Origin of the sequence: Streptomyces bambusae, from assembly GCF_020532645.1 — a bacterium.
Lineage (GTDB): Bacteria > Actinomycetota > Actinomycetes > Streptomycetales > Streptomycetaceae > Streptomyces > Streptomyces bambusae.
In genome coordinates this window covers 1-11,799 of sequence record NZ_JAJAUZ010000059.1, presented here as the reverse complement: position 1 = coordinate 11,799, position 11,799 = coordinate 1, and the positions used below count along the sequence as shown (strand labels likewise).

General features: G+C 70.7%; 13 protein-coding genes. 2 read left to right on the top strand and 11 right to left on the bottom strand.

The window, feature by feature from the left end:
• Positions 1–48: 48 nt before the first annotated feature.
• Complete coding sequence (locus LG634_RS29950) at positions 49–1,506, bottom strand: menaquinone biosynthesis decarboxylase (protein ID WP_226738314.1); 1,458 nt, start codon at positions 1,504–1,506, stop codon at positions 49–51.
• A gap of 100 nt (positions 1,507–1,606) precedes the next feature.
• Here LG634_RS29950 and LG634_RS29945 point away from each other — a divergent pair, with 100 nt between their 5' ends.
• Positions 1,607–1,909, top strand: a complete 303-nt coding sequence (locus tag LG634_RS29945; protein WP_226738312.1) for a PLD nuclease N-terminal domain-containing protein — start codon at positions 1,607–1,609, stop codon at positions 1,907–1,909.
• A gap of 28 nt (positions 1,910–1,937) precedes the next feature.
• Here the strand turns inward: LG634_RS29945 and LG634_RS29940 are convergent, their stop codons facing one another.
• The 10 genes from LG634_RS29940 to hemL all read right to left on the bottom strand — a co-directional run bounded on the left by LG634_RS29940 (position 1,938) and on the right by hemL (position 10,954).
• Positions 1,938–2,285 (bottom strand): DUF1036 domain-containing protein, encoded by a 348-nt coding sequence (locus LG634_RS29940; RefSeq protein WP_226738310.1) that lies wholly within the window; start codon positions 2,283–2,285, stop codon positions 1,938–1,940.
• Positions 2,286–2,296: 11 nt separating this feature from the next.
• Positions 2,297–2,494, bottom strand: a complete 198-nt coding sequence (locus LG634_RS29935; RefSeq protein ID WP_226738308.1) for a hypothetical protein — start codon at positions 2,492–2,494, stop codon at positions 2,297–2,299.
• Positions 2,495–2,624: 130 nt separating this feature from the next.
• Positions 2,625–3,128: an SRPBCC family protein gene (locus LG634_RS29930; RefSeq protein ID WP_226738306.1), complete on the bottom strand. Its 504-nt coding sequence runs from the start codon at positions 3,126–3,128 to the stop codon at positions 2,625–2,627.
• Between the two features lie 76 nt (positions 3,129–3,204).
• Positions 3,205–4,287: a c-type cytochrome biogenesis protein CcsB gene (ccsB, locus tag LG634_RS29925; RefSeq protein ID WP_226738304.1), complete on the bottom strand. Its 1,083-nt coding sequence runs from the start codon at positions 4,285–4,287 to the stop codon at positions 3,205–3,207.
• Complete coding sequence (gene resB / locus LG634_RS29920; protein ID WP_226738303.1) at positions 4,284–6,074, bottom strand: cytochrome c biogenesis protein ResB; 1,791 nt, start codon at positions 6,072–6,074, stop codon at positions 4,284–4,286. The genes ccsB and resB overlap by 4 nt, the downstream gene beginning before the upstream one ends.
• 17 nt (positions 6,075–6,091) lie before the next feature.
• A complete protein-coding gene (locus LG634_RS29915) occupies positions 6,092–6,814 on the bottom strand; it encodes a cytochrome c biogenesis CcdA family protein (protein ID WP_226738355.1) in 723 nt (240 codons plus the stop codon).
• Positions 6,815–6,866: 52 nt separating this feature from the next.
• Positions 6,867–7,493 (bottom strand): TlpA family protein disulfide reductase, encoded by a 627-nt coding sequence (locus LG634_RS29910; RefSeq protein WP_226738301.1) that lies wholly within the window; start codon positions 7,491–7,493, stop codon positions 6,867–6,869.
• A 66-nt stretch (positions 7,494–7,559) separates the two neighbouring features.
• Positions 7,560–8,786: a polysaccharide deacetylase family protein gene (locus LG634_RS29905; protein ID WP_226738299.1), complete on the bottom strand. Its 1,227-nt coding sequence runs from the start codon at positions 8,784–8,786 to the stop codon at positions 7,560–7,562.
• A 171-nt stretch (positions 8,787–8,957) separates the two neighbouring features.
• Positions 8,958–9,632, bottom strand: a complete 675-nt coding sequence (locus LG634_RS29900) for a histidine phosphatase family protein (protein WP_226738297.1) — start codon at positions 9,630–9,632, stop codon at positions 8,958–8,960.
• Positions 9,629–10,954, bottom strand: a complete 1,326-nt coding sequence (gene hemL / locus LG634_RS29895) for a glutamate-1-semialdehyde 2,1-aminomutase (RefSeq protein ID WP_226738295.1) — start codon at positions 10,952–10,954, stop codon at positions 9,629–9,631. Before hemL ends, LG634_RS29900 begins: the two co-directional genes overlap by 4 nt.
• Positions 10,955–11,093: 139 nt before the next feature.
• Between hemL and LG634_RS29890 the strand changes: the two genes are divergently transcribed.
• Entirely contained in the window at positions 11,094–11,678 is a 585-nt protein-coding gene (locus LG634_RS29890; protein ID WP_226738293.1) for a hypothetical protein, read from the top strand.
• The last annotated feature ends 121 nt before the right edge of the window (positions 11,679–11,799 follow it).

Sequence of the window (11,799 nt, the reverse complement as noted above, 5' to 3'; positions counted from 1 at the left end):
GGGGAATCCCGGCCCCCGCACCGCACTCGTCCATAGTCCGCCAGCGGCTCACAGTCCGTATTCCTTCCAGCGTCGCGTCACCCGTTCGGCCGTCGCCGGGTCCGACTCCACCATGTCCGGCCAGCCCCCGTCGCGGGTGTAGCCCTCCTCGGGGAGCTTCTTCGTGGCGTCGATGCCCGCCTTGCCGCCCCAGAACTGCTGGTACGAGGCGTGGTCCAGGTGGTCCACCGGGCCCTCCACCACCGTCAGGTCCCGGGCGTAGTCGGTGTTGCCCAGCGCCCGCCAGGACACCTCGTGCAGGTCGTGCACGTCGCAGTCGGCGTCCACCACGATGATCAGCTTGGTCAGCGACATCATGTGCGCGCCCCAGATGGCGTGCATCACCTTCTGGGCGTGCTTCGGGTACTTCTTGTCGATCGAGACGATCGCGCAGTTGTGGAAGCCGCCCGACTCCGGCAGGTGGTAGTCCACGATGTCCGGCACGATGATCTTCAGCAGCGGCAGGAAGAACCGCTCGGTGGCCCGCCCCAGCGGCCCGTCCTCGGTCGGCGGGCGGCCGACCACGATGGACTGGAGCAGCGGCCGCTTCCGCATCGTGATGCAGTCGATCTTCAGGGCCGGGAACGGCTCCTGCGGCGTGTAGAAGCCGGTGTGGTCGCCGAAGGGGCCCTCCGGCAGCATCTCGCCCGGCTCCAGCCAGCCCTCGACGACGACTTCGGCGTTGGCCGGGACCTGGAGCGGCACGGTCTTGCAGTCGACCATCTCGATCCGCTTGCCCGCCACGAAGCCCGCGAACAGGTACTCGTCGATGTCACCGGGCAGCGGCGCGGTCGACGCGTACGTGACGGCCGGCGGGCAGCCGAAGGCGATCGCGACCGGCAGCCGCTCGCCGCGCTTGGCGGCGACCGCGTAGTGGTTGCGGCTGTCCTTGTGGATCTGCCAGTGCATGCCGATGGTGCGCTTGTCGTGGCGCTGCAGGCGGTAGAGGCCGAGGTTGCGCACGCCCGTCTCGGGGTGCTTGGTGTGGGTCAGGCCCAGGTTGAAGAACGAGCCGCCGTCCTTGGGCCAGGTGAACAGCGCCGGCAGCAGGTCGAGGTCCACGTCGTCGCCGGTGAGGACGACCTCCTGGACGGGCGCGGCATCGCCCTTCACCTTCTTCGGCGGCACGTGCACCATCGAGCCGAGCTTGCCGAAGGCCTCGCGGACGCCGATGAACCCCTGCGGCAGCTCCGGCTTCAGCAGGCCGCCGATCTTCTCGCTGATCTCGCCGTACGACTTCAGGCCGAGGGCCTTCAGGAGCCGGCGGTCGGTGCCGAAGACGTTCATCGCCAGGGGCATCGACGAGCCCTTGACGTTCTCGAAGAGCAGGGCCGGGCCGCCCGCCTTGTTCACTCTGTCGACGATCTCCCCGACCTCCAGGTACGGGTCGACTTCGGCCTTGATGCGCTTGAGGTCGCCCTCCCGCTCCAGAGCCCGGAGCAGCGAGCGGAGATCGTCGTAAGCCATGCGGCCAAGTATCCGCCACGCACTACCCTGGAAGGGTCACCGGGGCCGGGTCGGCCCCAGTCCACGCCTTCACCACTTGCCTGGGGGTCGGTCCCACACCGTGCTGCGCTATCTGCCCTTCCTGCTGGTCATCGCGCTGACGATCTACGCGTTCATCGACTGCCTGAACACGCCCGAGGAAGAGGTCAAGCACCTGCCCAAGGTGGTGTGGGTGATCATCATCCTGCTGTTCTCCCTGGTCGGCCCGGTGGTGTGGCTGATCGCGGGGAAGAAGCGGGTGCCGGCCGCCGGAGGTCTCGGTTCCGGCGGCCGCACCCGGTGGGTCGCCCCTGACGACAACCCGGAGTTCCTGAAGTCCCTCGACGAGGACCGCAAGAAGGACGAGCAGGACGACAGGGACTAGAACCGGGTCGCCTGTCCCGCGGGCCCGTCTAGCGGTTGAACGTGTGCGTGTGGTTCGGGCTGCTCACCACGAACTCGTTCATGAGGATCGTCCGGGAGTCGGAGCTCCCCGTGTTGGAGCACCACTCGAAGACGCGGGGCGGGACCGTCTCCTGGAAGCGGTCGCGCCATTCGGTGCCGTCGGTGGAGTAGGCGTAGCAGTACCAGATCGGGTTGACGGCCTGCGGGTTGCCCCCGAAGACCGTGGCGGTCTGCGCGGGGCCGATCCGCCACCAGCCCTTCTTGACCCAGTTGCTGCCGTCGGAGCAGTTGGGCTGGTGCCACTCGACCATCGCCCAGATCTCGGTGTGGTAGTTGTTCCTCAGCTTCAGCGGCATGGACGCGTCTCCTACTCGGATTCCGGCTGCCGGCGGGCGGCGGGGCTGCCGTCCGACCGCTGCAGGGCGGCCGGGCCCGTGGCGGGACTCGACGAGCTGGTGCTCGTCCCGCCGTCGGAAGCGGACCGGTCCTGCGCGAGCGCGCGGTCCAGTGCTGCCTCGTCCGCATCGGTGGTCTGATCCACCGTGTCGGCTGACTCCTCGGACATGGACACCTCCGGGTCTCCGTGGGTCGGTACGGAGCAGGGGTTCCCGGGCCGGCGGCCGGCGTACCGCCGCGGGCGGGCCCGTGCCCCGTACGAGCGAGGACGGGTGGGCCGCCCTCCGGCACGGGCGGGTTCAGGAACCGGCGTAGTACGCGCGGAGTTCGGCGCGGCGGGCCGGGGTCCAGGTGATCCAGTCGACGGGGTGGCCGTCCAGGGCGTCCGCGAGCCGTTCGAAGTGCTCGTGCCAGGCCGCGAGGGCGTCGAGCCGCTCGGCGTCGGGGACGGCGGCCCGCTCGTTCGTGAAGCGGACCAGGGTGGAGTCGGTGCCCACGGCGTCCAGGTGGAAGCGCATCCGGCCGTAGCCGGCGAGGGTGTACTCGGCGACGTGGTCCACGTCCCAGGCGGTGATCCGGCCGGAGACGGTCGGCCCGCCGGGCCACACCAGGGTGACCGCCCCGCCGAGCCGGCGCTGCAGCACCTCGGGACGGGCCAGCCAGCCGCGCAGCCCGGGGCCCGTGGCGACGGCCGACCACACCGGCTCGTAGCCGTGCGGCAGGTGCACCTCGAAGTGCAGCAGCAGCCGGCCGTCGCGGACCTCGCTGCTACGGTGCCCGATCACCGTCGTCGATGCCGTCATGGCACCAGCGTTACTCCGTACGGGCGACCGCGCACCTCAGGGGCGCGGCCGCCGGTACGGGCGGTGTGCGGCGGGGTCAGACGCCCGCGTACGAGTGCTTGCCGTTGAGCAGGATGTTCACGCCGTAGTAGTTCCAGATCCAGCAGGCGAAGGCGAAGAGCGCCAGGTAGGCGGCCTTGCGGCCCTTCCAGCCGGCGGTGGCGCGGGCGTGCAGGTAGCAGGCGTACGCGACCCAGGTGACGAACGACCAGACCTCCTTGGGGTCCCAGCCCCAGTAGCGGCCCCAGGCGTCGCCGGCCCAGATCGCGCCGGCGATGATCGTGAACGTCCACAGCGGGAAGACCGCCGCGTTGATCCGGTACGCGAACTTGTCGAGCGAGGCCGACGACGGCAGCCGCTCCAGCACCGAGGTCGCGAACCGGCCGGGCTGCCCGCCCTGCTCCAGCTTGCTCTCGTAGGAGTCGCGGAACAGGTAGAGCAGGGTGCCCGCGGCGCCGATGTAGAAGACGGCACCGCAGATGATCGCGGTGGAGACGTGGATCCACAGCCAGTACGAGTGCAGCGCCGGCACCAGCTGGTCGCTGTCGGTGTAGAGCCAGGTGGTGGCCACGCCGAGGTCCAGCAGCACGGTGGTGACCAGGATCAGGCCCATCCAGCGCACGTTCTTCTTCGCCGCGAGGAGCACCAGGTACGCGCCGACGGCCACCGTGGAGAAGGTGATCGAGAACTCGTACATGTTGCCCCAGGGGGCACGCTGCACGGACATCGCGCGGGTGACCACGCCGCCTGCCTCGACGAGGAAGCCGAGGGCGGTCAGCGAGACGGCGATCCGCCCGTACAGGTCGCCCTTCTCGGTGCCGCCGGCCGCGCCGGGCCCGTCCGGCAGGTCCCGGCTGCCGGCGCCGGCGCGGGTGACGACCTGCGGCCGGTCGAGGACGGCGGTGGTCCCGCCCTTGCCCCGCACCTGTACGGCCGGGGCCGCGGCGGCCGCCGCGCCGGTCAGGGCGGCGGCGGTGCGGCCGACCTTGCTGCGGCTGCCGAAGACCCATTCGGCGATGTGGGCGAAGAAGGCGAGCGTGTAGACCGCCATCGACGAATAGACCAGCACGTTGCTGATGTGCGCCAGGTTCTCGTTGGCGGCGACTGCGAGCGGGGTCATCCGCGCTCTCCTTCTGCGTGGGCAGGACTTGCAGGGGCTTCGGTGCCGGCCTCGGCCGCGTCGGGCTCCGGCTCGGGTGCGATGGGGGCTTCGGTGCTCAGGGCGGCGGCCAGGCCGGCCAGCTCCTCGGGGAGCCTGGCGGACTCGCTGCGGCCGAGGCCGGCCATCTCGACGAGGGTGGTGCCGTCGGCGCCGCGCCGGGCGCGGACCCAGACCCGGCGGCGCTGGATGAACAGGGAGCCGGCCAGGCCCAGCACGGCGGCGACGGCGCCCGCGAGCGCGAGGCCGTTGCCGGGCTGCTGGGAGATCTGGAAGGAGGCCCAGCGCTCGACGCCCTCAAACTTCACGGTGCCGGCGCCGTTCGGCAGGGTCATGGACTCGCCGGGCAGCAGCCGCTGCTTGAACAGCTGCCCGTCCTTGTCCTTGAACTCCTGCATCTTGTCCTTGTTGAGCCGGTACACGTTCTGCGGCAGGCCGGAGTCCACGCCGAGGCTGCCGTGGTACGCGCTGAGCGCGAGCACGGGGAAGTCCAGGGCGGGGAACTGGGAGAACATCTGGCCCTTGCCGACGCCGGCGAACGTCGGCACGAAGAAGGCGTTGAAGCCGAGCTGCTCCTGCTTGCCGCTCTTGTCGCGGTAGCCGTCGGTGACCTTGATGGCGCCGGTGGAGGTGATGTTGGAGTCGATCGGCAGGACCGGCACCGCCTCCTTGAAGATCACCTTGCCGCGGGGGTCGGTCACCGAGACGATCGGCGCGTAGCCGTGGCCGATCAGGTAGACCTTCGAGCCGTCGATGTCGAGCGGCTTGTTGACCTCGATCGACGCCTTCTGCGGGGTGCCGAACGCGCCCTTGCTGTAGGTGACCTGCGCGGCGAAGGTGCGCGGGGTGCCCTTCTGCGGGCCGGTGCGCTCGTAGGTGGCGTCGAACCGGTCGAGGGTGAAGCTGAACGGCGGCAGGTCGTCGCGCTTGAAGAGGCTGCCGGAGCGGAAGTCGTCGTACTGGGTCATCGTGTTCGAGAACCCGGTGCCGCGGACGACGAGCTTGCCGCCCTCCGACTTGTAGAGCTGGCCGGCGGCGAAGGCCACGAGCATCACGATGAGCGCGATGTGGAAGATCAGGTTCCCAGCCTCGCGCAGGTAGCCCTTCTCGCCGGTGACCGAGTCGCCGGTCAGGTCGTGCCGGAACCGGCTGCCCTTCAGGACCTGCCGGGCGGCGGCGAGTACGGCCTCGGGCTCGGCCTCGGTGCGCCAGACCGCGTAGGCGGGCATCCGGTCGAGCCGCTTGGGGGTGCGCACCGGGCGGCCGCGGAGTTCGCCGACGAACTTCCAGGTGCGCGGCACGATGCAGCCGATGAGGGAGACGAACAGCAGGATGTAGATCGCGGAGAACCACACCGAGCTGTAGACGTCGAAGAGCTGGAGCTTCTCGAACAGCGGCACCCAGGTCTCGTGGGTGTCCTTCCACTGGGCGACCTTCAGCTCGTCCACGTTGGACTGCGGGACGAGCGAGCCCGGGATGGAGCCGAGGGAGAGCAGCAGCAGGAGGATCAGCGCCACCCGCATGGAGGTGAGCTGGTGCCAGGTCCAGCGGAGCATGCCGAGGACGCCGGCGGCCGCGGGGCCGGTGGTGTCCTCGCGGGGCGCGGTGGACAGCGCGGTGGCGGCCTCCTCGGCCGCCCGGTCGGCCGTCTGCTCGGCCGTCGCCTCGTCCGTCGCCTCGTCCGTCGCCTCGTCGGCCGCCCCGTCCGGTCCGGCGACCGGGGTGCTCGTGTTGTCGGTCGTACTCATACGCGCGTGCTCATTCGCTAGATCCCCACCGTGAAACCGTTGGTCCACACCTGCATCTCGCTGACGAGTGTGTTCCACACACCTGTGACGAGCAGCAGACCGGTGAGGATCAGCATGCCGCCGCCGATGCGCATCACCCAGGCGTAGTGCTTCTTGACCCACCCGAACGCGCCGAGCGCCTTGCGGAACGCGATGGCCGTCAGGATGAACGGGACGCCGAGACCGAGGCAGTAGACGACGGTCAGCAGGGCGGCCCGGCCGGCGCTGGCCTGGTCCAGGGACAGGGTGGTGAGGGCGCCGAGGGTGGGGCCCATGCAGGGCGTCCAGCCGATCCCGAACAGCACCCCGAGGACGGGCGCGCCGGCGAGTCCGGCGGCCGGCTTCTTGTGGAAGCGGAACTCCCGCATGGTGACGCCGGGGATCCAGCCCATGAAGAAGAAGCCGAGCAGGATCACCACGCCGCCGAGGACCCGGGAGATGATCTCCCGGTGTTCCTGGAGGGTGTCGCCGAAGAACCCGAAGAGGGCGCCGCCGGAGACGAAGACGGCGGTGAAGCCGAGGACGAAGAGCCCGGCGCCGGCCACCATCCGGCCGCGGCGGGCCTGGGCGAGGTCGGAGCCGCTGACGCCGGTGACGTACGAGAGGTATCCGGGGACGAGCGGCAGCACGCAGGGCGAGAAGAAGGAGACGAGGCCGGCCAGCAGCGCGATGGGCAGGGCCAGTATCAGGGCCCCGCTCATGACGGTCTGGTTCGGCTCGACGGCGAGCGTCAGCACGGGTCGGTTTCCCCGCTCACTTCTCGGCCGCGACGGGGTCGATCATCTTGCGCAGCTGCTCTTCGTTGAGGCCGATGAGCGCGCGGGCGGCGATCTTGCCCTCCCGGTCGAGGACCAGGGTGGAGGGGATGGTCTGCAGGCTCAGGGTGCCCTTGGGGAAGCGCAGCAGGAGCTTGCTGTCCGGGTCGTGCAGGCTCGGGTAGGGAATCCCGAACCGGTCGTCGAAGGCCTGGGCGGCCTGCGGCGTGTTGCGGATGTTGATCCCGACGAACTCGACGCCCTTGGGCTTGAGGTCCTTGGCCACCTTCGCGAAGTGCGGGGCCTCGGCCCGGCAGGGCGCGCACCAGGAGCCCCAGACGTTGAGGACGACGACCTTGCCCTTGAGGTCGGCGACGTCGAGGGTACCGCCGTCGACGGTCTTGCCGTCGAGCTTGGGGGCGGGGGTCCGCTTGCCCTTGGCGACGGTGGAGGTGCCGGTGTCCTTGCTGGTGACGAAGTTGGTGCCGGAGCCCCTGGAGGCGCCGCCGACTTCCGATTCGCCGCAGGCCGTCAGGGTGAGGGCGCCCACGGCGGTCACCGCGGTCAGCAGGAGGGCGCGGCCGCTGGTCGAGCGGCGGCGTCGGGGGGCGCGGCTAAGGCTCATGTGAAAAGTTTCGCATGGGCGTTTTATGGATCTTCCGCACCCCCCGAGGGGGTTCGAAGGCCGAGGTCAGGCCGCCGCGAGGTAGGACTTCCAGCCGCCGGCGGGGGCCTGGCCGGGGGTCAGGGCGCGGAGTTTTGCGAGCACCTTGGGGTCCTGGACGTCGAGCCAGTCCACGAACTGCCGGAAGGATACGAGCCGTACGTCCTTTTTGTCCGCCATGGCTTTGAGGGCTTCCTCGACGGCGTCCATGTAGATCCCGCCGTTCCACTGCTCGAAGTGGTTGCCGATGAAGAAGGGCGCGCGGTTGGACTCGTAGGCCCGCCGGAAGCCGTTGAGGTAGGCGCCGGTGGCCTGCTTGCGCCAGGCCGGGTAGCGGGCCGGAACGCCGTTCGTGGTGTTCTTCGACTGGTTCGCCAGGATGTTGTAGTCCATGGACAGGACCTCGAAGGAGTGGCCGGGGAACGGGATGCCCTGGAGCGGCAGGTCCCACACCGTGCCCTTCTTCGCCGGCCACATCTGGAGACCCCCCGAGGAACTGGCGTCGTAGCGCCAGCCCAGCTTCTCGGCAGTCGGCAGCAGTTTGTCCTGGCCGAGCAGGCAGGGCGTGCGGCCGCCCGTCAGTTCCTTGTCGTAGTCGAACGGCAGCGGCTCCAGGTCGGTGAACCCGGTGTGGGTCCGCCAGTTCTTCACGAACGACTTGGCCTGGTCGATCTCGTTCTGCCAGTCCGCCGGGGTCCAGTTGCCGACGGAGCCGGAGCCGCCGCAGAAGTGCCCGTTGAAGTGGGTGCCTATCTCGTGGCCGTCGAGCCAGGCCTGCCGGACGTTCTGCAGGGTCCGGCGGATGTTCTCGTCCTTGAGGTAGCCGATGTCGGAGGCGCCGACGGGGTTGTTCGGCGGCCGGTAGAGGCTCTTCTTGGACTCCGGCAGCAGGTAGATGCCGGAGAGGAAGAACGTCATGGCCGCGCCGTGGTCCTTGGCCACCTTCAGGAACCGCGGGAAAAGGCCGTTGCCGACCTCGCCCGCGCCGTCCCAGCTGAACACCACGAACTGCGGCGGGGTCTCGCCCGGCTGCAGCGGCACCGCTTTGGGCGGCTGGTGCGGCTGCGGCCCGGTGTCCGCGGTCGACCCGTCGCCTATCGGCCGGGGAGCCGGGCCGCTCGGCTTCTCCTTGCCGCCCTTGCCGGTGCCGAGGGCACCGGAGCCGGATGCTCCGCCGCTGCAGCCCGCGACGCCGAACGCGGCCGCCGCCCCCAGGCCCAGTCCCAGCACACCACGTCGACTGATCCCGCCCATGCCACCGTCCCGTTGCTCCCGAGGCCCTCACCGCGTCCATATAAACGGACAATTGGTAGGAGCGGAGGCCTCGATACGGTGGTTCCCGCACGGCCGGTGTTCATTTGGCAAAGCCGGTAACGATCGGGGATCGGCCGCCGGCCGGCCCGGCCGGCGGCCCCCCGCACGCCATCAGGCGCCGAACGCCTTCGACTTCCCCTTCACCGGCTTCGCACCTGCCAGCAGGTGGGCCGGCACCAGGTCCCGCGCCGGCTCGCTGTACCCCACCGACACCAGCGCGTCGCCGTCGAACGTGAACGACGTCAGCGAGGCCAGCGTGCACTGCCGGCGCCGCGGGTCGTGCCACAGCCGCCGCTTCTCCGCGAAGCTCCGCACGATCCAGATCGGCAGCTGGTGGCTGACCGCCACCGCCTCGTGCCCGCGGGCCGCGTCCCGGGCCGCCTCCAGCGCCCCCATCATCCGCACGACCTGCTCGATGTACGGCTCCCCCCACGACGGGCGGAACGGGTTCGTCAGGTGCTTCCAGTTGCCCGGCTTGCGCAGCGCACCGTCACCGACGCCGAACGTCTTGCCCTCGAAGACGTTCTCCGCCTCCAGCAGCCGGGCGTCCGTCGCCAGGTCCAGCCCGTGGCTCTTCGCGATCGGCGCCGCCGTCTCCTGCGCCCGCTCCAGAGGCGAGGCCACCACGTGCGTGATGTCCCGGCCCTCCAGGTGCTCCGCCACCCGGTCGGCCATCTGCCGGCCCAGCTCCGACAGGTGGTAGCCGGCCCGCCGGCCGTACAGCACCCCGTCCGGGTTGTGCACCTCGCCGTGCCGCATCAGGTGGACGACCGTGATCTCGCTCATGCGCCGGCCCCCGTGGCCTCGGCCGCCGCACGCGCCGCCGCCGGCAGCGCGGCCGCGATCCGCTCCACCGCCCGCTCGTCGTGCGCCGTCGACACGAACCACGACTCGAACGCCGACGGCGGCAGGTACACGCCGTCCGCCAGCATCGAGTGGAAGAACGCGTTGAACCGGAAGGCCTCCTGCTTCTTCGCGTCGTCGTAGTTGCGCACCTCGTCCGCGGTGAAGAACACCGAGAACATGTTGGACGCGGTCTGCAGCCGGTGCGCCACGCCCTCCTTGGCCAGCGCGCCCGTCACCAGCCCCTGGATCTCCGCCGACACCGCGTCCACCTTCGCGTACGCCGCCTCGTCCAGCAGCCGCAGCTGCGCCAGGCCCGCGGCCGTCGCCACCGGGTTCCCGGACAGCGTGCCCGCCTGGTACACCGGGCCCGCCGGCGCCAGGTGCGCCATCACGTCCGCCCGGCCGCCGAACGCCGCCGCCGGGAAACCGCCGCCCATGACCTTGCCGAAGGTCATCAGGTCCGGCTTCACGCCGTCCACCCCGTACCAGCCAGCCCGGCTGGTACGGAAACCGGTCATCACCTCGTCGGAGATGTACAGCGCGCCGTTCTCCCGGCACAGGTCCGCCAGACCCTGGTTGAAGCCCTCGGCCGGGGTGACCACGCCCATGTTGCCCGGGGCCGCCTCGGTGATCACGCACGCGATCTCGCCGGGGTGCGCCGCGAACGCCGCCCGCACCGACTCCAGGTCGTTGTACGGGAGCACGATCGTGTCCCCGGCCTGCGCGCCCGTCACCCCGGGGGTGTCCGGCAGCGCGAACGTCGCCAGGCCCGACCCGGCCGCGGCCAGCAGCGCGTCCACGTGCCCGTGGTAGCAGCCGGCGAACTTCACGACCTTGGCCCGCCCGGTGAACCCGCGCGCGAGCCGGATCGCCGACATCGTGGCCTCCGTACCGGAAGACACCAGCCGGACCTGCTCCACCGGCTCGATCCGCGCCACGATCTCCTCCGCGAGCGCGACCTCGCCCTCACCGGGCGTGCCGAAGGAGGTGCCGCGGGCGACCGCCGCCTGCACGGCCTCCACCACCTGCGGGTGGGAGTGGCCGAGAATCATCGGTCCCCACGAGCAGACGAGGTCCACGTACTCGCGGCCGTCGGCATCCGTGAGGTAGGGACCGGTACCGGACACCATGAACCGGGGCGTTCCGCCCACGGCACGGAACGCGCGCACGGGAGAGTTCACGCCGCCGGGGGTCACGACTGCCGCCCGGTCGAAAAGAGTCTGCGAAACTGGGGCCTGGTATGGGTAGCTCACACCGGCCATGGTGTCAGAGCCCCGGGCCGTCTTGCGGACAGGTGTTTGCGCATCGTGTTTCACCGTCGTGCCGCGGGGGAGGTCACTGCCATGATGATCAGGCTGCACGGTGGGGTCCGCGCGGCCGGAAGAGCAGTCGGGTGGAGATATGCAACGCGGTGGCGGACCGGGCGAGGGAACCGACGGGCTGGACGGCCTGGGTCCTGAGCGCGCCCGCGGCCGCCGCGGCAGGCACCGGCGCAAGACGACGGACGCGGCAGCAGTACCGGCTGCGGGCAAGAGCGGGGGCCGCGGCATGGGGGTGACCTACAAGTACTTCGGCGCGCCCGACGGCGCCACCGCCGCCCGGGTACCGGTCTCGATGCGTCCGGAGGAGCTCGGCGGGGACGAGCTGGGCATGGGCGGACTGTTCACCAAGATCAAGCCGGAGACGGTGGCGGCGATGGTCCTGACCGGCATCGAGGGCATACCGCTGCACAAGGTGCCGCCGCTGGAACTGGTCGTCCTCCACCCCGACTACGCGGTCGTCAAGCTGCCGATGACCGTCGTCGACCCGCTGCGGGACATCGCCGAGGAGTCCGTCGGCGCGGCCGCCTTCATCTGGTCCACGGTTCCCGACCGCGGGGGGCCGCGCGACGCCTTCGACGTCTACCAGCTCCTCCACGAATGGCAGGACTTCTCCATCCGCCTCCACGAGGCGGGCCACCAGCCGTACTGCCTGGTCTGGCCGTAACGGGGCGGAGCCCCGGTTCGGGAAGGGGCGGGGTGGGGGAAAGGCCCCGCAGGGTCCGGGGGTTGGGGGGCCCCGCCCCCCCCCCCCCCGCGGCCCCCCCCCCCCCGGGGGGGGGGGCGGC